General features: G+C 63.2%; 12 protein-coding genes and 1 pseudogene. 4 read left to right on the top strand and 9 right to left on the bottom strand.

The window, feature by feature from the left end:
* Window positions 1–11: 11 nt before the first annotated feature.
* The 6 genes from CUC44_RS08335 to CUC44_RS08310 form a co-directional block, all read right to left on the bottom strand.
* Window positions 12–2,951: a sensor domain-containing phosphodiesterase gene (locus CUC44_RS08335; protein WP_100859503.1), complete on the bottom strand. Its 2,940-nt coding sequence runs from the start codon at window positions 2,949–2,951 to the stop codon at window positions 12–14.
* 150 nt (window positions 2,952–3,101) lie between these two features.
* Window positions 3,102–3,527, bottom strand: a complete 426-nt coding sequence (locus tag CUC44_RS08330; RefSeq protein WP_100859502.1) for an ion channel — start codon at window positions 3,525–3,527, stop codon at window positions 3,102–3,104.
* Between the two features lies 1 nt (window position 3,528).
* On the bottom strand, window positions 3,529–4,557 hold the full coding sequence (locus CUC44_RS08325) for a DUF2955 domain-containing protein (protein WP_100859501.1): 1,029 nt from the start codon (window positions 4,555–4,557) through the stop codon (window positions 3,529–3,531).
* Between the two features lie 8 nt (window positions 4,558–4,565).
* On the bottom strand, window positions 4,566–5,660 hold the full coding sequence (locus CUC44_RS08320) for an HlyD family secretion protein (protein ID WP_100859500.1): 1,095 nt from the start codon (window positions 5,658–5,660) through the stop codon (window positions 4,566–4,568).
* The gene (locus tag CUC44_RS08315) at window positions 5,653–7,173 is read right to left on the bottom strand and encodes an efflux transporter outer membrane subunit (protein ID WP_100859499.1); all 1,521 of its coding nucleotides are present in this window, start codon (window positions 7,171–7,173) and stop codon (window positions 5,653–5,655) included. The genes CUC44_RS08320 and CUC44_RS08315 overlap by 8 nt, the downstream gene beginning before the upstream one ends.
* Window positions 7,174–7,176: 3 nt before the next feature.
* Window positions 7,177–8,214, bottom strand: coding sequence for an AI-2E family transporter (locus CUC44_RS08310; protein ID WP_244166739.1), 1,038 nt, complete (start codon window positions 8,212–8,214; stop codon window positions 7,177–7,179).
* Between the two features lie 572 nt (window positions 8,215–8,786).
* Here CUC44_RS08310 and CUC44_RS08305 point away from each other — a divergent pair.
* Together CUC44_RS08305 and pbpC are read left to right on the top strand one after the other, a co-directional pair.
* Window positions 8,787–13,655: an alpha-2-macroglobulin family protein gene (locus CUC44_RS08305; RefSeq protein WP_100859497.1), complete on the top strand. Its 4,869-nt coding sequence runs from the start codon at window positions 8,787–8,789 to the stop codon at window positions 13,653–13,655.
* Between the two features lie 7 nt (window positions 13,656–13,662).
* A complete protein-coding gene (pbpC, locus tag CUC44_RS08300) occupies window positions 13,663–16,029 on the top strand; it encodes a penicillin-binding protein 1C (RefSeq protein WP_100859496.1) in 2,367 nt (788 codons plus the stop codon).
* A 102-nt stretch (window positions 16,030–16,131) separates the two neighbouring features.
* Here pbpC and CUC44_RS08295 read toward each other — a convergent pair whose 3' ends face one another.
* A complete protein-coding gene (locus tag CUC44_RS08295; RefSeq protein WP_100859495.1) occupies window positions 16,132–17,091 on the bottom strand; it encodes a hypothetical protein in 960 nt (319 codons plus the stop codon).
* A 174-nt stretch (window positions 17,092–17,265) separates the two neighbouring features.
* Here CUC44_RS08295 and thiI point away from each other — a divergent pair, with 174 nt between their 5' ends.
* Window positions 17,266–18,714 (top strand): tRNA uracil 4-sulfurtransferase ThiI, encoded by a 1,449-nt coding sequence (thiI, locus tag CUC44_RS08290; protein ID WP_100859494.1) that lies wholly within the window; start codon window positions 17,266–17,268, stop codon window positions 18,712–18,714.
* A gap of 72 nt (window positions 18,715–18,786) precedes the next feature.
* On the opposite strand, the gene CUC44_RS08285 is transcribed toward thiI, so the two are convergent.
* The gene (locus tag CUC44_RS08285; RefSeq protein ID WP_100859493.1) at window positions 18,787–19,179 is read right to left on the bottom strand and encodes a hypothetical protein; all 393 of its coding nucleotides are present in this window, start codon (window positions 19,177–19,179) and stop codon (window positions 18,787–18,789) included.
* Window positions 19,180–19,280: 101 nt separating this feature from the next.
* The gene (locus tag CUC44_RS08280; protein WP_100859492.1) at window positions 19,281–19,913 is read right to left on the bottom strand and encodes a trimeric intracellular cation channel family protein; all 633 of its coding nucleotides are present in this window, start codon (window positions 19,911–19,913) and stop codon (window positions 19,281–19,283) included.
* 405 nt (window positions 19,914–20,318) lie between these two features.
* On the opposite strand from CUC44_RS08280, the pseudogene flaA reads away from it, so the two are divergent.
* Window positions 20,319–20,666: pseudogene (gene flaA, locus CUC44_RS08275) on the top strand (flagellin A); the annotation flags it as partial.

The raw sequence follows: 20,666 nt of genomic DNA, 5'->3' as shown, positions 1-20,666 counted from the left end.
ATCCTACCTGTTTAGCCCGGCGGGTTGGTGCCCAGCAGACTCTCCAATGCCTTGACCGGGAGCGGCCGGCTGGTCAGGAAGCCCTGATAGTGCTGACATCCCAGCTGTTTGAGCACATCGAGCTGCTCCTTGTCTTCCACCCCCTCGGCGGTGACCGTGAAGCGAAACACCCTGGCAAGATCCAGTATGGCTTTGACGATGGCCCTGTCCTGCTCGCTGTGCACCAGCGTCTGGATGAAGCTCCTATCCAGTTTGACCTCATCGGCGGGCAAATCGCGCAAATAGGCGAGAGAAGAATAACCGGTGCCGAAATCATCGATGGAGATGAGGATACCCAGTTCCTTGAGCTGACGGATCCTGGCTATGCTCTCCAACCGGTTTTCCAGCACCACGGACTCGGTCACCTCCAGCAGCAGGCGGGAGGGGGGTACTCCGGTATCGCGCAGTATGTACTCCACCTGTTGCACGAAGCCGACGGTGTGGAACTGGCGGGCGCTGACGTTGACCGACAGATGGGGGATGGCCAGACCGTTGTTGAGCCAGAAACTGTACTGGGCACAGGCGGTCTTCATCACCCAGTAACCTATCTCCTGAATGAGGCTGGTCTCTTCGGCGATGGGAATGAAGTCACCGGGGGGCACCATGGTGCCATCGGCCTTCTGCCAGCGCACCAGGGCTTCCACCCCGGACAGGCTGCCGTTATCGACTCGGTATTGGGGCTGATAATGCAGCACCAGCTCGCTGTTGCGAAGGGCATCGCGCAGCTGGTTGTTCAGGGCCAGCTTGCTCTTCTCTTTCTCCGCCATGGTCTCGCTGAAGAACACATAGTTACCCTGACCGGCGCGCTTGGCCATGTGGGCGGCGGTATCGGCCTGCTGCATCAGGACAAGGTGGTCCTTGTCCTCGTCACAGAAGAGACTTATCCCGACCGAGGCGCTGCAGTGCAGCTTGTGCTCGCCGATATCGAACGGGTTGCGAAAGATCCCCATCAGCTCGCGGGCGAAGTGCTCCGCCAGGATCTTGGCGGTGACATAGCCCTGGCCGAGCGCCGTGAACAGCAGGGCGAATTCATCCCCTGAGGTGCGGGCCAGCACCAGGTTTTCCTGGGGCAGGGACTTGAGCCGCTGCACGACCGCTTGCAGCAAGAGATCGCCGCTCGCGTGACCGAGGGAGTCATTGACCGACTTGAAGTTGTCCAAGTCCAGCAGCAGCAGGGCACCCCATTGACCACTCTGGGCCTGCAAGGTGCGCTGCATGATGTCGTTCAGGCTGCGGCGGTTGTAGAGATCGCACAGATCGTCGTAGTAGGCGAGGCGCTCTATGTGGCGCGCCGCCTCCCTCTCGCTACTGATGTCGTGGAAGCTGCAGACGAAGTGGCTGATCTCCCCCAGCTCATCCTTGACGCCGCTCACCATGAGCCGCACCGGGAAGAGGTGACCTGACTTGTGCAGGCACTGCTCCTCGCCGAGCCAGAACTCCTGCTCGTTGACGGCGGCGATCACCTCCTCTTTCAGGCTGTCGCCATAGTAGGTGGGACGCAGGGAGCCGATGTGCAGACCGATCATCTCATCGTCTGCAAACCCGGTGATGCGGCTGAAGGAGCCATTGACCTTGAGGATGATGCCACCGTGATCCATCACCAGCAGCCCATCGTGGGTGTTGAAGGCGACCTCGGCCAGTCGCAGGGCATCGTCGTTGGCCAGGCGCTGCAACTCGACAGCGGCGCGTTCGCGCTGGCCGTTGAGGGCATCGAGCAGGGGCACGGGATCGGCGATGGGTTCATCGATCAGCAGGGTGAGCTGGCCCAGAGGTGCGCCCGATTGGCCATGGAGGGGAATGCCGATATAGGTCTTGGCCTCGAGGGCCAGCAACTGACTGGCCTGGGGATAGCGTAGGGGCAGGTCCTCCACATAGAGGGTCTGACCATGCTGGAAGATCTCCCTGCCGGGGCCGAAATCCATCCGTATGGGTTTGACGGTGGAGAAGGTCTCTCTTTCCAGTACGCAGCGCGGAATGATCCAGAGATCCTGTCCGCGGGGCTGGTACTCCCCGAGCCAGCCGATGCGTGCCCCGCTGGCGGTCATGGCCCACTGCAGCAGGGCGCGGCAATAGTCGTTGCCTGTCTTGCAGCTCAGCTCGGTGGGCAAGGAGATGGCCGGGGTGTCAGCCACGGCTTGCTCCGGTTGCCAATGGCCCAGCAACTGGGCGCAGTGGCGTACCAGTTGCAGCGTCTCTTCGCTGAGGGGCGTGGTCTCGACGTATTCGAGGCTGAGCACGCCGATGAGCTTCTCCTGCTCCAGCAGGGCGCCGTCCAGACGAGAGCTGACATTGGCATCGGCCAGGTAATAGTGCTGGCCCAGCATGGGCTGGTGGGCGGCCTCGGAGAAACTCAAGGCGCCGCGGGTGCGCAGGGCCCGGATGTAGCGACTGTCCCCCCGGATGGCCCCGAGGGAAGGGACCCCCAGAGTGAAGACGGGGGTCAGTTGTTCGCTGCCAAGGGGGCCATTGGCCTGATAGTGCCAGAGGATGAGGCGATCGGCGCCGAGGCACTCCTTGAGGCTCTCCAGCATGGGGGCATATTGCTGCTGGCTCGCCATCTGGCTGAGGCGCGGCAACTGCAGTGACAAGTTGGCCGCACTCTCCAGGCGCTGGGTCTGCAGGCAGATGAGCCAGAAGGCGTCTTGCTCGTGGGAGAGCGAGATGTGCCACAGCTTCTCGGCAAAGCGCACCTGCAGTTTGCCCCCCAGGCCGCTGGCGAGTCGCTGCTCTATGGGAAGGCGCAAGGTCTCCGGCAACTGGGCCGGCCAGGCACCCCTTGGCTCATCGAGCCAATGGAGCGGCGTCTGCATCACATCGGTCAGGGCGACCAGCCGTTGGCTGCGGATATCCAGGCGAAAAAACAGCGGTGCCTGGCTGGCAGTGGGGAGATGACTGAGCGCGGTAGACGACATGAACTGGCACTATCCTGTTGAGCAACTGTCGGATGCCAAGAATACTGCAAAACCGGCCCAAACAACATTTTGTTAAAGTCGGCATGGACTGTGTTTTCTACTCGAATTCGCGATATAGACACCCTATAAAAGTGACATTTTGCAGTCAGATTAACTGTTTTTTGAGAGCTGCTTTCGCAGATGATGCTGCAATACCGCCAGCATGCAGGCGCCGGAGAGGCCGATCATCAGGGCGCCGTTGACCGCTTCGAGGGGGCCCAGCAGTTTCCACTGCGTGCTCATGACGATATCGCCATAGCCCAGGGTGGCGAAGTTGACTCCTGAGTGATAGATGGCCTCCTGCAGGGTGCTGAACTCCCCCAGCCAGAGAAACAGTACCCCCCAGATGGCGATCTGCGTCAGGTTGCCCAGCATCACCAGGGTGATGATGCCAAACAGGGCCAGCACCCCGGCGAGGGTGCCGTCCCGTTCACCGAAGCGCCGGATGTAGAAACGGATGCACCAGACGGAGACCATGGACTGCAGCAACATGTTGACCAGGATCACCGGGATACCGACCAGAAAAATAAGAAACATATCAATCTCCCGAGGTGTCTTCTGCCAGTGGCCGACCCGCAGGCCACCACTGATCGAGTACCCAGATACAGAACCAGCCGTAGCCGGCTACCAACAAGTAAAGGCCAGAGCGCATCGCGGCCGCGAGCCAGACGTCCTTGCCGGAGGCGCTGTCCTCGATGGCCGGACCAAACAAAATGAGCGCCGTTATCCAGGCGTTGCTCCAGAACGAGGGGGGAAAGCGGCCCGACACTAGGCGGATCAGCCTTCGCGCCAGCCAGAGGGTCATCAGAGCCAGCATCAGCACCAGCATCAGCAGGGAGGGCCAGATGCTGAGCCCCAGCCAGAGCACGGCTGCCAGCAAGGCCCCCATCAGGGTCGAGAGTAGCAGCTCTCTGCCGGCCTCTCTGGCGTTCAAGGAACTGCTCTGCTGACCGAGCGCCACCGTCTTCATCACGGCCGGGATGTAAAACGCCGGATTGCCGAGGGCCAGCAGCCAGACCGGCAAGACGATGGCCACGGCGCGCAGCGCCAGCCGCTTGGGATGTTCGGGCTGCTGGGGCGCGAGCTTGGCGGCGGCACCTGCCACTGGATGGGGTGGAAACAGGGCATGGGCCAGCCGGTTGACCAGGGTGCCCACCAGGATACCCAGCGCCATCATCTGGGCGATGGCGATGGCAAGGCGCTGCTCGATGAGGCCGGCCACCGGGATCACGGTAATGGCCATGATGAGCAGCATGGCGGAGGCCCCCTTGCCCGCCATCCCCTGCAGCATCAGCAGGTAGAGCAGCAGGCTGACCAGCAGCACGGCCGCCAGGGCGTAGTGGGTCAGCAAGGGCACCAGCAGTACGCCTCCTATCATGACCCCCATCAGCAACAGACCGCCCGCCAGCCCCTTCTTCAGGCCAAGGGGCTCACCGGGTTTGCACAGCACCACCCAGGCCATGATGATGCCGAGGTGGGGCATGGGCAGCGCCAGCCCGTAACAGATCAGAGTCGCGAGGGCGATACCCGTACCAATGCGAAGGACAGCCCGGTCGGCGTTATGCATATGGCGGCTCAATACAGGAAGGAGCAGAGGCTCATCAGACGGATGTAGAGGGCTCCCAGCAGATTCATGAGCCCGCTATCGCCCGCGTAGACCAATACATCGGCCTGACCGCCGACCCGCAGGGCCTGGACCGGGGGAAAGTCATCGGCCTTGAAGGCAATCTTAACCGGGAAGCGCTGGGCCTGGCGCAGCCAGTCGCGGTTGTTGTCCACGGTTGGCAGGGCGCCCGCCGGCTGACTCTTGCCGTCACTCACCCCGTAGCCGATGCTGCGCACTTCTCCCTCAAACAGTTGACCGGGCAGGCTGTCGAGTAGGATGGCGACCCTGTCACCTGGCTGCAGGTTGCCGAGGTTGTTCTCGGTGAGATCCGCTGAGACCCAGACGTCGTGGATGGCGATCAAGGTCATGGCGGGGGTCCCGGCCCCGATAAACTGGCCCGCATCCGTGCTGAGATCCGTGATGAGACCGCGACCGGGTGCGACGACTCGGGTGTTGTTGCGATCCAGCTCGGCCTTGTGTACCGCCGAGCGGGCGCTGAGCAGCTGGGAGTTGTTGTCGCCGTTCACGCCGGCGGCCTCGATGGCGCGGCGCACGTCGGCCTCGGCCGCCGCCACCTGGCTCTTGGCCGTCTCCCGGCTGGCCTGGGCCACTTCCAGGCGGCGCACCGAGATGGCGCCCGGATCCTCCCGGTAGAGGCGCTCCTGGCGGGCCGCATCCTTGGCGGCGTTGTCATAGGCAGCGCGCATGGCCATCAGGGCTGCCTCGGCCGCCTTGACCCCTTCGTTGCCAGCCTTGACCCCGCTCAGCACCGTCTGATAGTCGGAGCGCGCCTTGGCCAGGGCGATGTCATAGGGCTCGGGATCGATCTCAAACAGCGGCGTACCGGCTTCGACGTCCTGGTTGTCCCGCACATGTACCCGCTTGATCTGGCCGGCGACCTCGGCGGCAACGGGAACCACGAAGGCTTCTACCCGGGCCTGGGAGCTGTAAGGGGTCAGCCTGTCGGCGAGCAGATACCAGCCGAGCAGCACGGCGATGAGCCCCAGCAGCCCAAGGGTGGCGCGGCGGCTGGCCTGGCCGGGGGAGGCGGTGCTGTCAGTCATGGGAAATTACCTTTTGAGTCTGGGGTTGGGGCCGGGTTGCATCGAGCAGGGGAGCCCAGTCGGCGCGGGTGCGCAGCTGTGCCTCCACCTCCGGGGTGATCAGGGGGCGGGATCGCCCCTGCTCCCAACCGCCGCCCAGTGCCTTGTAGAGGGTGATGAGATCGCGCATCTGGGCGCCGCGGCTGTTGACCAGGCGCTCCTGCTGGCTGAACAGGGCGCGCTGGGAGTCGAGCACCCGCTGGAAGTCGGCCATCCCCTCGCGGTATTGGGTGTTGGCTATCTCGAGGGAGCGGCGCGCCGCCTCGCCGGTCTGGGTCAGCAGGGCGATTTCGTCCTGGCCGTTGGCATAGGCCACAGAGGCATCGTCCACCTCGCGGGCGGCCTTGAACACGGTATCGCGATAGCGCTCATGCAGCTGCTGGAAGCGGGCGTCCTGCACCAGGATCTGGTTGCCGAGTCGGCCCTGATCCAGCAGGTTCCAGCTGAGCGACGGTCCGACGGCCCAGGAGAAGGTCTCGCTGCTGCCACTGGTGGCGCTGACCCCCAGGGTGCCGAGCAGTGTGATGGAGGGGTAGAGATCGCTCTCGGCCACCCCGATGAGGGCCGACTGGGCGGCCAGTTGCCGCTCCGCGACCCGCACGTCGGGGCGACGGCGCAGCAGGTCGGCGGGCATCTCGGCGACCAGGGCTAATTTGCCCTGGGGGATCTTGCCGGTATTGGCCGCCATCTCGGGCAAGGGGCCAGGGGTTCTCGCGAGCAGGGTGGAGAGGGCATTCTGACTCTGGCGCAGGCTGGTCTCGAGCTGAGGTATGCCGGAGAGGGTGCCCAGATACTGGGTTTTGGCTTGCTGCACATCCAGTTCGGCGCTGTTGCCACTTCTGAACAGCCGCTCGGTGATCTCCAGGCTGCGCTGCTGGATGCGGGCGTTCTCATGGGCTATCTGCAGGCGCGCCTCGACGGTTCTGATGCTCACATAGAGCTGGGCCACCTGAGCGGCCATCAGTACCTGCACATCGTCGTATTGCGCCAGGGTGGCGAAGTAGTTGGCATCCGCCGATTCGACGCCGCGCTGGAACTTGCCCCAAAAATCGAGCTCCCAGCCGAGGTTGAAGCCGGCGCCATAACTGCTGCCAGCGCTGCTATGACCGTTGCGGGTCTGGCCGGCCTGCAAAAACTCCCCGGTGCCCACCGTGGCCTGCGGCCCGAGCAGGCTCTCGGCGATGCCTAGCTGGGCCTGGGCTTCCAGGATCCTAAGGCCCGCGATCCGCACATCCGGGTTCTTGCGAAAGGCCTCTTCCACCAGGGCGCTGAGCACGGGGTCATTGAGCTGTTGCCACCACTGGCGATAATCGGCGGCTGACGCTCCCTGCTGACGGTCGCTTGGGCTGTGCCAGGCTGCCATCTCCTTGACTTGAGGGGTCTGATAGTCGGGGCCCAGCACTGTGCAGGCCCCCAGAAACAGGCATGCGCCCCCGGTGAACAGGGGGCGCATGAAGTGGAAATCGACGACCATGGATTATTGTTCCGCGCGGGGCTGACCTTCGTTGACCCAGGCCATGAAGATGCGATAACCGATGGAGAGCAGGGTGGCGCCGATAAACATGCCGAGGATGCCGTTGGTCGCCATGCCGCCGAGGGCGCCGAGCAGCACCACTGGCATGGGGGCGTCCACGCCGCGGCCGAGCAGCAGCGGCTTGAGCACGTTGTCTGCCATGCCGGCGATCACCAGCAGCACGGTGTAAATGATGTTGACCAGGGTGCCGTGATCCCCCGCCATCCACATGTAGGCGATGACAGGGCCCGTGACCAGGATGACGGGCACCTGGGCGATCCCTAGGATCAGCGCCAGCACGAAGAAGATGCCCACCGCCGGGATGCCGGCAAGGGACATGATGATGCCCGCCAGCAGGGCCTGGATGAAGGCCACGCCGATCACCCCCTGTGCCACCGCCCTGATGGTGCTGGTGCACAGCTTGGTCAGGGCGATACCCTTGTTCTCATCGGTGAAGCGTATGGCGATGCGACTGGCACTGACGGCGCCCGGTGCACCCCAAGCCATGATGATGCCGGCGACGATAAAGGAGGCGACGAAGCCCAGCAGGCCGCCCCCCATGCTGGCCAGCATGCCGACGACCTGCTTAGCGAGCTCACCGAGCTGGGGCTGGTAGCTTTTGATCAGACTCGGCAGATCGGTGGAGGCCTTCAGCCAGATGGCATGCAGCTTCTCTCCCACCAGGGGAATGGCGGCGACGCTGTCGGAGGGGGCCGGAATGGTCAGGGTGTTGTTGCCGACCTTGTCGACCAGGGAGCTGACGCTGTCACCGAGGGAGCTGACCATGGCGATGGTTGGCGCGACGATGAGCAAGATCCCAAGCAACACCAGCAGGGTGGATGCGCGACCTTGCTTACCACCGAGACGCGCGGCGAAGCGCTGATGGAGGGGGTAGAGGGTGACCGCCAGGATCAGGGCCCACAGCATCATGTTCATGAAGGGGGAGAAGACGGTAAAGCAGAAGGAGGCCAGTCCCAGGATAAGCCCGAATTTGATAAACATATCCAGGAATCGGGTCACCAGTCTTTTTTCGACTACGGCGAGTTCGTTATTTTCCATTCTGGTATGACTCCAACAGGTGATGAGCACACAACGATGCTGGCCCGACATGAACGCCGGGCCAGCAGGAATAAAGTCGCGCAGTAATAAATGAACCTGAGTTCAAGAATTGGGGTGCGCCTAGGTATTGCAACATGCCCGTGCTTCATTTATGGCACAGGCAATGGGCTTGTAAAGATGCGAGCTAACTATTTGATATTTATTTGATTGATTGCGCGATTTTGGCGGTGGTAGAGGATAAATAGTCCGCCCGTACCACACAAGTGAACTATTGTTTCCAGTTTAGCCTGGGTTCAGAAAACAGCAGGAATTCGACATCTATATAATAGACAATCGAGGGGGAGTTTCGAATGGATTGTATTATTATGCGGCAAGAAAGCAGAGAGAGATGCTGTCATATCATGAGTAAATAGAGACTCATTCTGGTTTTATGATTTTGTATTAATGGGTCGGGATCCTTTATTCTATTGACCATCATGCCGCGCCAGCGGCGAACTCACCCCGGGATGAAACCTATGCGCTTATTTGAGCTCAACGCCTCGCTTCGCGTCTCCAGATTGCTGCGCCGCGGATCGGCCTTGCTGCTGGCAACCGTGATGCTGGCCGGTTGCGGCCCTGACCCCTCAGACAAGACGCAATCCGAGCCCGCCGCCACCGCGCCAGCGCAGGCGGGGGCACCGAGCGAGGTGAGCCAGGCCAGCGCCCGTCAATACCGTGACGCCCCTGCGCTGGCACTGGTGTTCTCGGGCATGCTTTCCCCCAGACGCAGCTGGCAGAGCTGGCTTGTCGTGAGCGAGGGGGGCAAGCAGGTGCAGGGGGAGTGGATCCTGGCCGAGGATGGTCGCACCCTCTATTTCCCGAACGTTGAGCCAAACAAGAGTTATGAGGTGAGCCTCAAGGAGGGACTGGGACCCAAGGCCCAGCACTGGACCCTCAAGACCCGGCCGCTGGAGGCGGGGGCCTCCTTCACCGCCAGCGGCATGGTGTTGCCGCTGCGCCAGGAGCTGCGCCTGCCCATCAGCGCGGTCAACGTGGATGAGGTCAATATCGACTTCTTCAGGATTGATGCGGATTATCTGCCCCGTTTCCTGGCCGAGTACAAGCCGGGGGCCGGCATGGGCAACTGGGATCTGGAGCAGGTCAGTGCGCGGGCCAAGCGGGTGTTCAGCGGCCGTTATGCCCTGGCGCTCGATCCCAATCGCCGCGAGACCCGCCTCATCAACGTGAAGGAGCCGCAACTGGCGGAGGCCGGGGTCTATTTTGCGGTTATGTCCCCCCTTGGCGACTACAACTGGCGCAAGGAGACCACCTATTTTGCGGTGAGTGACATGGGCCTGAGTGCCCGTCGCTATCCGGATCAGCTGGAGGTGTTTGTCAGCTCCCTGGCCAGCGCCTCTCCCCTCAAAGACGTGCAACTCTCCCTGCTCGACGAGAAGGGTACCCGGTTGCAGGTGCAGAGCACGGATGCCCAGGGTCATCGCCGCTTCGAGCAGATACAAGGTGCCCGCTTGCTGCTGGCCGAGCAGGGCAAGCACCTGGCGGTGCTGCGCCTCGATGGCACTGCGCTGGATCTTTCCGCCTTCGATCTGGGCACCCAGCCCTGGCAAGCCCAGCAGCTCTATCTGTTCAGCGGGCGGGATCTCTACCGCCCCGGCGAGCGGCTCGACAGCGAGATCCTGCTCAAGGGGCAGGATGGCCAGCTGTTGCCCGGCATGGCGGTGGAGCTGGAGGTGAAGCAACCGGACGGTCAGCTGCTCGAGCAGAAGCGCTTGCTGCCGGACAACCTGGGGGCGGCCGGCTACAGCCTGAGATTGCCCCAGGATGCGCCTCTGGGTCGCTGGACCATCAGCCTGAGAACCGCCGCCGGCAGCCGCTTCGAGTGGCCCTTCCTGGTGGAGGAGTTTCTGCCGGAGCGCTTGAAGCTGCAGCTCGGCACCGGGCCGGACGGGGAGCTGCTCGGCGATGCCGATGCGCTGACGCTGCCGCTTAAGGGCGATTACCTCTATGGCGCCCCTGCCAGTGGCACCAAGGCCAAGGCCGAGGTGAAGATAAGCCGCGCCCTCATGCCGTTCAGTGCGTGGCAAGAGTTCACCTTGGGGGATGTGCTGCTCATCGAGCAGGCCAAGGAGCTGGAGCCGGTTACCCTGACCCTGGATGAACAAGGGCAGGGGCGCTTTGCCCTCGGGGATCAGCTGGAAGAGGTGAAGGCCCTGGGGCCCCTCGAGGTGAGTTATCGGGTGTCGCTGTCCGAGCCCGGTGGCCGGGCGGTGAACCGCAGCCGCACCCAGTTCGGCTGGCCGGCGGGGAGCCAGTGGCCCGCCCTCAAGGCGGATTTCGTGCCTGACAGAGTTGAGGGGGGCCGGCCGCTGCCGTTCCAGATCCTCAATCTGGATGAGCGTGGCCAACCGGTCGCGGGGGAGGTGAAGGTACGCCTCATCAACGAATACCGGGACTACTACTGGCATTACGCGGGTGGCGAGGGCTGGAAGTACGAATTCAATCCCCAGCCCTACCTGGAGCAGGAGCAGACCCTGCAACTGGACGGCAAGGGGCCGACCGCGCTCAGTTTGCCCCTCGCCGCCGGCTGGTATCGGCTCGAAGTGGAGAACAGCCAGGGTCATCAATCCAGCCTGAGAGTGGAGATCGGCAGCTATGCCTGGGGCGGCGGTGGCGAGCAGGCTCGCCCGGACAAGGTCGCCATCAGCCTCGACAAGCGCGCCTATCAGGCCGGAGACAAGGCCAAGGTGACCCTGGTCGCCCCGCGCGCAGGCAAGGGACTGCTGATGGTGGAAGATGGCGATGGCCTGCGCTGGTGGCAGCGCATCGAATTGCAAGCCGAAGGTGGTGACTTGAAAACGGGGCGTGGGGAGTTCGAGATCCCCATCAGTCCGGAGTGGCTACGTCATGACCTGCATATCTCGGCCCAGATAGCGGCGCCCGATGCTGAATCCGCAGCGGCGGGCAGCGCCAAACAGGTGCAGAGCCTGCGTGCCGTGGGCCTGGTGCCGCTGACCCTAGATCGGGAGGCTCGCCGTTTGCCGCTGACCTTGAGTGCGCCGGACAAGGCGGTGCCCCTGACTCGCCTCGAGGTGACGGCCAGCTCCACCCCCAACAGCCGAGGTCGGGTGGTGCTGGCGGCGGTGGACAGGGGGGTGCTCAACATCAGCGACTATCAGCCTCTGGATCCCTTCGAGATCTTCTTCGGTCGCAAGCGCTTCGCCCAGGACCTGTTCGATAACTACGGTCAGGTGATCCCCCCTCAGGATGGCAAGCTGGCGCGCCTGAACTATGGCGGCGATGCGCCTTCCTTAAAGAAGGGCGGCGCCCTGGAGAGCCGGGTCGAGGTGGCGGCGCTCTGGAGTGGAGAGGTGAACTTCGATGAGAGCGGCAAGGCGGTCATTCCGCTGGATTTGCCGAACTTCAACGGCGAGCTGGCGCTGATGGCCCTGGCTTGGAACGAGCAGCAGGTCGGCCAGGCCGAGCGCGCCGTCAAGGTGGTTTCCCCCCTGGTGGCCGAGATAGGCTGGCCGCGCTTCGGCGCTCGCGGGGACGCGACCCGCGCCCTGGTGCAACTGCGCAACATGAGCGGCGAGGATCAGTCGCTCGCCCTGACCTGGACCCTGAGTGGCGGCCTGCAGGCGGGCACTGAACTGCCTTCCACTCTGGCGCTTAAAAATGGCGAGGAGCGCTGGCTCACCCTGCCGTTCACCGTGACAGGGGCGAGCGGGGTGGCGCGTCTGCAACTGGCCGCCAGCGGCAAGGACTTCGTGATGAGCCGCGACTGGTCGCTGCCCCTGCGATCTCCCTGGCCGGCCCAGACTCGTCAACGCTATCAGATGCTGGCCCCCGGTCAGCAGATGAGTTTCGCCCCGGACGAGCTGGCAGGGCTGGCCCCCGCCAATTTGCAGGGGTTGCTGAGCCTCTCCGGCACCCCGCCCTGGGATCCGGCGGCCCAGTGGCAGGCCCTGGCTGATTACCCCTACGCCTGCCTGGAGCAGACCCTGTCCCGCGCCTGGCCCTATGAGCTCACTACGCCTGCCGAGCGGGAGGCCTGGTCCCGGTCTCTGCCGAAACAGGACAAGACGCCGAGCGAGGCGGAAGTACAGCGGACCCTGATGCAGCGACTGCAACGGCTACAACTGCCGAGCGGTGGCTTCGGTCTCTGGGATGGGCGCTCGGACGAGGAGCAGTGGCTCACCGCCTACGCCGCCGACTACCTGCTGACCCGCAAGGAGGCCGGGGAGGCGGTACCGGAGGCCATGCTGAGCCTGGCCCTCATGCGGCTGCAGAACTACCTCACCGACAGTCAATATGGCGAGCGCTGGAGCAGTGCCCCCGAGCACAGCCGGCTGGCCTATCAGGCCTACAGCGCCTATGTGCTGGCACGGGTGGGCAAGGCGCCGCTCTCCACCCTGAGGCTCATCTGGGAGCAGCAGGCGGATCATGCCCGCTCTGGCCTGCCCCTGCTGCACCTCTCCCTCGCCCTGTCGGCCATGGGAGATGAGCAAGGGGGCGCTGCAGCCCTGACCCGGGCGCTGGCCACCGAGCGGGGGGATGATTACCTCGCGGATTATGGCTCCCCCCTGCGGGACGGGGTCCTCGAGCTCGCCCTGCTACGTCAGCACAAGCTGGCCGAAGGGAGCTGGCCTGCCTTGAGTGCCAAGCTGGCCGATACCCTGGCCCACCGTCAGTGGCTCAGCACTCAGGAGCGGCTCGCCCTGCTGCGCCTGGCCCAGGTCGACCCCGCCGTCGACTGGCAGGCCAGGGTAGCGAGCGCGAGTGGCGAGAAGCCCCTCGCCGGCCAGACAAGTCAGCAGTTCGGTGCTCCCGAGGCGTTGGATGTCACGGGGGTAAGCAATGACGGCAAGGGCTCCCTCTATGTGCAGCGCACCCTCATCGGCTACCCGGAGCAGGCGCCCGCGCGTCTCAGTCAGGGGATGAGTGTGACCCGCAGCTGGTTCAATAGCGATGGCAAGCAGTTCGATCCCGCCAAGGTGCGGGTCGGCGATCTGGTGGTGGTGCGGCTCAACGTATCGAGCGAGCAGGCGGTGCCCGATGCCCTGCTGGTGGAGATGTTGCCGGCGGGCTTCGAGCTGGAAAACCCGGCCCTTGGCAACAGCATCAAGCTCGAGGAGTTGAAGATCGAAGGCAAGCCCGCCTGGCAGAGCGACTGGAACGACTACCTCAAGCATCAGGAATTCAGGGATGACCGCTATACGGCCGCCCTGGACTTGAGCGAGGGGGGCAATCAGCAGCTGGTTTACCTGATGCGGGCGGTGACTCCTGGCCACTACCAGGTGCCGCCGACTCAGGTGGAGGACATGTATCGCCCCGAACTTCGGGCGGTGGGGCAGGACATCCACGAGGTGACCATCTCTGAGTAAGGCCCCCATGCAAGAGGAGGTGCGTCCAGCCGGTTGTGGGCACAAGGCACGCCAGTGGCTGCATAAGTACTGGCTTGCCCTGCTTCGGGGGCTGCGCCGCCTGCCGTTCTGGTTGCGCCTTTGGGTTGCCGGGGTGGGAGCCTTGTTCCTGCTGCTGGTGGCGCTGGACAGGGTCTTCCCGCCGCCGCCGCTGGATCCCGCCTATGCGCGGGTGGTGCTCGACAGCCAGGGCAAGCCGCTGCGGGCCTTCGCCGATACCAGCGGGGTCTGGCGCTATCCGGTCACCCTGGCGCAGGTCTCCCCGCGTTACATAGAGGCGCTGCTCGGCTATGAGGATCGCCACTTCTGGCAACACCCCGGGGTCAATCCCTACGCCATGGCGAGGGGTGTCTGGCAGTGGCTGCGCTATGGGCGGGCCGTCTCCGGCGGCTCTACCCTCACCATGCAGGTGGCGCGGCTCATTGAACCCTACCAGAGATCCATTCCCGGCAAGCTGCGCCAGATGGCGCGAGCACTACAGCTGGAATGGCACTACGACAAACGTACCCTGCTCACCGTCTACCTCAATCGGGCCCCCTTTGGCGGCAACCTGGAAGGGGTGCAGGCCGCGAGCTTTGCCTATCTCGGCAAAAGTGCGGCCAAGCTCACCCACGCGGAGGCGGCCCTGCTAGCTGTGCTGCCCCAGGCCCCCAGCCGTTATCGGCCGGACCGGCACCCGGAGCGGACCCGCGCCGCCCGGGACAAGGTGATGCAGCGGTTGGTCAGGCAGGGCACCTGGTCCGAGTCTGTCTGGGAGCAGGGACGGATCGAGCCCGTGCTGGCCCGCGGTCATTTCACCCCCATGGAGGCGCCGCTGTTTGCCCGCCTCGCCGCCAACAGCCAGCCGGGCGCCCTGGTGCATACCACCATTGACGGCAATCTGCAGCGCTGGATGGAGGACAGGGTCGAGAGCTATATCCGCCGCTTCCCGGAGCAGACCTCGGCGGCCCTCTTGCTGGTGGACAACCAGACCATGGCGGTGCGGGCCTACGTGGGCAGCGCCGAGTATGGCAACCTGAGGCGCCACGGCTACCTCGACATGGTGCAGGCCATTCGCTCACCTGGCTCCACCCTCAAGCCCTTCATCTATGGCCTGGCGCTGGACGCGGGGCTGGTGCATTCGGCCTCCCTGCTCTCCGATGCGCCGCGCCTCGGCTCTGACTATCGCCCCGCGAACTTCACCGGCGCCTTCCAGGGGCCCGTGACCCTGACCCAGGCGTTGCAGCAGTCCCTCAACGTGCCAGCGGTGCAGGTGCTGGAGGCACTGGGGCCGGATACCCTGGTCAACCGGTTGGACAATGCGGGAGTGCGGCTGGCCCTGTCCGATAAACCCAACCCGGCCATTGCGCTGGGGGCGGCGGGCATTCGGCTGGAGCAGCTGGTGGCACTCTACAGCGCCCTCGCGCGCCAGGGGCAGGTGGCGATGCCGGTCTGGCTCGCAGGGCAGCAGGCGGTGTCGCGCCCCTTGCTGAGTCCGGGGGCGGCCTGGATCGTCTGGCACATATTAAGCACCCAGGGGCGCGCCGATCAGCCCTTCGCCAGCGAGGCGACCGGGCGAGTGAACCGATTGGCCTGGAAGACCGGCACCAGCTACGGCTATCGCGACAGCTGGGCGCTCGGGGTCTCCGGGTGCTGGACCATTGGCGTCTGGCTCGGGCGTCCGGACGGCACCCCCTTGCCGGGTTTCTACGGCCAGAGTGCGGCCATTCCCCTGCTGCTCTCGGTCTACTCCCGTCTCGGCGATACCAGTCCCTTGCCGGCGCAGCCCAATACCGTGAGCGAGGCCGAGATCTGCTGGCCGCTGGGGCGGCGTGAGAGCATCACTCAGGCCGGGACCTGTCTGCAACATCAGAGCGCCTGGCTGCTGGATGAGCGAGATCCCCCCACCTTGCCGGATCCCATGGACTGGCCTTCGCCGCTGCGCAAGGTGGCCCAGACCGGGGAGGGCAAACCGACCCTTGCCCGCTGCAGCGATGCTGAGGGCTTTGCCTGGCGGGCGCTCTGGCCACTCTCGCTTGAACCCTGGCGACGACTTGACGAGCGACGTCAGCGCTTGCTCGCCAGCCACTGCGCGGGCGAGGCGCACGGCGCCGATCAGCAGGCCCCCATCCGCATCGTCGCCCTGGGGGAGGGCAACCTTATCCGCAGTCAGCGCTATCGATTGCAGCCCAAGGTACTCGGTGGCATAGGTAAGGCGCACTGGTTTTTGAACGGCGAGCGGCTGCGCTGGGATGGCGACCAGGTGCTGAGCGCGGCGGGACGCTATCAGCTGGTAGTGGTTGATGAGGCGGGAAACAGCGATCGCATCGAGTTTCGACTGGAAAACCCCTCCTGAGCAGAAGGGGTCTCTCTTTGAGTCAAAAAATGCGCGACAAAATATTGACGCACATCCATCTCAGACGCCGATGGAGGACGCAAGAGCCGTGTCGACAACGGCTCAGGGTTTGACCTGACCCAGCCGGGTGAAGAAGTGCTGACTCTTGCGCTGGTGGAAGTGACTCTTCTTGATGGAGTGGAAGATGAGCTCGCTGTCCGGATGGCTCGCCCTGAGGCGGTGGATCATCGCCATGGCCGGCAAGCCAGTGCTGACGAGCGTGGTGAGCGGCAGACTCTGGGTGTCGGCGCCCAGCAGCAGATTGAGCCCCTGCTGGGCCTGCTCGAAGCGGGTCAGCACCTCGGGCTCGGCATAGCCGCTGCCGAGCATGGCGAGCAGGGCATCGAGGGCCTGATGAAACGCCGCCAGCTGCTGGCGAAAGCCGCTGCGGCCACGCAGGGCAATGAGTTCGGCAAACGGGATCTCGGCCAGGTGAGTGGGTACTCGCAACGGGATCTCGAGGTGGAAGCAATCCTGCCCGCCCCGGTTGTGGTAGCGGGATTCGAGCAGGTGCAGCAATCGGTCCAGGTAGTCGTGATCCGTGATGAGGGCGCCGTCATTGGCGAGCGCCCACTCACGGGCGAGGCGCATGGAGAGCAGGTTCGCGAAGCGCCTTGCCATCCGTATCCCCCCCTCGTCCTGCGTGGCGAAGCCGTGGCTCAGGCAAAAACCGTGCAGCTGCTCCAGACCCGATTGGGCCGGGCAGAAGCAGTCGTGGTTCGCGCTTGAGCGCCAGCGGGTGATCAGCTCCTTGTTGCCAAACACCTTGTGGCGCACGAAGTCCGGGGCGATGAGGCCGGTGATCTGACTCTCGATCTGGGGGCTGATGGCGGCAAAAAAATCGGCATCCGGCCGCTCGGCCAGCAGATCGGTCTGCTGGCGCAGGGTCTCCAGCAGGGCGGTCAGGCCGCTCTTCTCACTCACGGTGAAGACGAAGGAGAGTCGCTCCAGATAGATGAGGGCAAACTTGAGCCAGAGCTCATCCCGCACTTCCATGCCGGGGTAATAGATATAGGTCTTCATCACAGTCATGTTGCCAAGGCGCAGGCTCGGGAATATACGCAAGATTGCCGCGTGGCCGCAAACATTGCGTGGGAAAATGCGGGGAAAGGGTGGGCTGTGCTCAGTCAGTAGGCGCTGGCCCTAAACTTCTGATATAATTCGCGCCCTTAAATCAAGGCCACCCGAGTCATCATCATGAAGTTCATTATCAAGCTGTTCCCGGAAATCACCATCAAGAGCAAGTCAGTGCGCCAGCGCTTCACCAAGATGCTGCAGGGCAACATCCGTAACGTGTTGCGCCGCTTTGACGAAGATGCCCGCGTGCGGATGGATTGGGACAAGCTGGTGGTGAGCTCCCGCAATGATCAATACCATGCCCAGTACCTGGAGACCCTGGCCTGCATTCCGGGCATCCAGTATTTCCTCGAGGTGAAGCTGAGCAACTTCACCGATCTGCACGACATCTTCGAGCAGACCCGCGCCGTCTGGGGGGATCGCCTGAAAGGCAAGACCTTCTGCGTGCGTGCGCGCCGGGTCGGCAAGCACGACTTCAGCTCCCTCGAGCTGGAGCGTTACGTGGGCGGTGGCCTCAACCAGCACTGCGAGACCGCCGGTGTGCGCCTGAAGAAACCCGATATCCAGGTCAACCTGGAGGTGGAGAACGATGAGCTCTACATCATCAGCGCGGTTCACCACGGCATAGGTGGCTACCCCATGGCGACCCAGGAAGACGTGCTGAGCCTGCTCTCTGGCGGCTTTGACTCGGGCGTTGCCTCCTATCAGTTCATCAAGCGCGGTTGCCGGGTGCACTACTGCTTCTTCAACCTGGGCGGTGCTGCCCACGAGATCGGCGTCAAGCAGGTGGCCTACTACCTGTGGAACAAGTTCGGCGCCTCCCACAAGGTGCGCTTCACCGCCATCGACTTCGAACCCGTGGTCGCCGAGATCCTGGAGAAGATCGACAACGGCCAGATGGGGGTGGTGCTCAAGCGCATGATGATGCGCGCCGCCGGCCAGGTCGCCGAGACCTTCCAGATCCCGGCGCTGGTGACCGGCGAGTGCGTGGGCCAGGTCTCCAGCCAGACCCTCACCAATCTTAACGTCATCGACCGGGTGACCGACAAGGTGATCCTGCGTCCCCTCATCACCTGGGACAAGCCGGACATCATCGCCGAGGCGCGTCGCATCGGTACCCTGGAGTTCGCCGAGACCATGCCCGAATACTGCGGCGTCATCTCCAAGAAGCCGACCGTGAAGGCGGAGCTGTCTCGCATCGAGGCGGAAGAGGGCAACTTCGATTTCGGCATCCTGGACAAGGTGGTGAGCGAGGCGCGTTACCTCGATATCCGCCGCATCGGCGAAGAGACTTCTGCCCAGGTGCAAGAGGTGGAAATGACCCAGGAGCTGGCCGCCGGCGAAGTCATCCTGGATATCCGCTCTGCCGATGAGCGTGACGAGAAACCGCTGGTGGTGGAAGGTCGCGAGGTGTTGCACATCCCCTTCTTCAAGCTGGCGACCGCCTTTGGCGATCTGCCCAAGGAGCAGACCTACCTGCTCTACTGCGATCGCGGCGTGATGAGCAAGCTGCAGGCGCTCTATCTGAAGGAGCAGGGCTTTGACAATGTGAAGGTCTATCGCCCGTAAGCATTCGCTTCATTTACGACATAAAAAAATCCGGCCATGATGCCGGATTTTTTTATTTCACAAGCGGTGCGCTTATGGGCAGGGGACAGGGGTGAAGGTCTCCTGACCCTGACAGCGCCAGCCCATCTCGGCCTGACGCATCTGCCACAGGTTGTTGCTGCGAAACAGGGTCAGGATATAGAGCATGTCGCTCTTGTGGCCGTCGAGGGCAACCGAGAGCACCAGATCCTTGTCCAGCTGTTGGGCATGGATGCGGCTAGGGACGTCGTCATGGCCGACGAAACGTCGCGCCACTTCACGGTAGTCGTTGACCCAACCCTGCTGATTGCTGCTCGCCAGACGGATCTGCTGATTGAACTGCTGCACCGGGGTCGATGCCAGGCGTCCGAACAGGGCCTGTGCGCCGGCATGAGCCGTCGCCACCGTCATCAGGAGGAATGTGGTAATGAGCCCAAGTTTTTGCATGAGGTATTCCGGCTTAACACGACCACTGTATGACAACAGAAAAGCGGGCTTGGTTCAATCTTGCCTCGTCGGGTGTGGGATCTCGCTCATTGCCCTCGGGGTCAGTTGCGTTGCAACGAGAAGGTTGGCAGGGACAGATGCCAGTAGATGGCCGCCACCCGCAGGCCGAACACGGTTGTCATGCAGATCAGCATGGCGGTCACCCTGTCCATGTTCACTTCCAGCGCCAGAGTGTACAGGATGCCGCCGAGGATACAGGCGGTGGCGTAGATCTCTTTTTGCAGCACCATGGGCACTTCCCGGGCCAGCACGTCCCGGATCATGCCGCCGGCAACCCCTGTCATGGTGCCCATGAGCACGGCGATTAGCCCGGATGTGCCGAAGTTCAATGCCTTCTGTGCCCCGATCACGGTAAACAGGGCCAGGCCGAAGGCATCCGCCACCGGCAACACATACCAGGGCATGCGTCTTGGCAGCTTGACCATCCACATGCCAAACAGGGCCGTGGCGATGACCACCCAGATATAGAGGGGATCGCGCACCCAGAACACCGGGGTGGCACCCAAGATCATGTCGCGAATGGTGCCTCCGCCGATGGCGGTCACCGCCGCCAGCACCATGACGCCAAAGCCATCCATCCGTAGCCGGCCTGCGACCAGGACCCCGGAGAACGCGAAGACCGCGGTACCAAACATGTCGCTGATATAAACAATCTGCTCAACTAGCGTCTGCATGGGGAACAACTCGGGTCTGATAAGTGATGGGGCGGCGATTTTAGGGGCAAGGGGCGCACTCGAGCAATACTGGCGTGCAAAAGTGGGAGCCAGGCCAAGTTTTCGGTGAATGGCGGGCAGAGGAGGTGCCCGACACGATGAGCTAGCGTCTGCGACTTGGGTTGAGGCGGCTCGTGCGTCTACCTGACGCCGTCTTGGCCTCTGTTGCAAAATACCTCAAACATTTTTCTCAAGGATGGAAAATAGAGGCCGATATATAGGTTAGGCGGCGATAACAGCCTTAAAGGCTGTAAAAAACAAATTAAAGTATCTTAAAACGACGCCGTTAACTAAACATATCAGGCACAAAACAAAACAAAGCCTGAGTGAATTAAAGATAAAATTTAATAGCTTAGGAGAATAGTTATGAGTCTGTATATCAATACCAACGTGTCATCGCTCAACGCTCAGCGTAACATGATGAACAGCACCAAATCCCTGGATACTTCCTACACTCGTCTGGCCTCCGGCCTGCGCATCAACAGCGCCAAAGACGATGCGGCCGGTCTGCAGATCTCCAACCGTCTGACCTCCCAGGTCAACGGTCTGGACCAGGGTAACCGCAACGCCAACGACGGTATCTCTCTGGCACAAACTGCCGAAGGGGCCATGGATGAAGTGACCGGTATGCTGCAGCGCATGCGTACTTTGGCTCAGCAATCTGCCAACGGCTCCAACTCCGCCAAGGATCGGGAAGCCCTGCAGAAGGAAGTG

It is taken from the genome of Aeromonas lusitana (genome assembly GCF_002812985.1).
GTDB classification, from domain to species: domain Bacteria; phylum Pseudomonadota; class Gammaproteobacteria; order Enterobacterales; family Aeromonadaceae; genus Aeromonas; species Aeromonas lusitana.
Note: the sequence above shows the minus strand (reverse complement) of the source record. Positions and strands in the feature narration are given on the sequence as shown.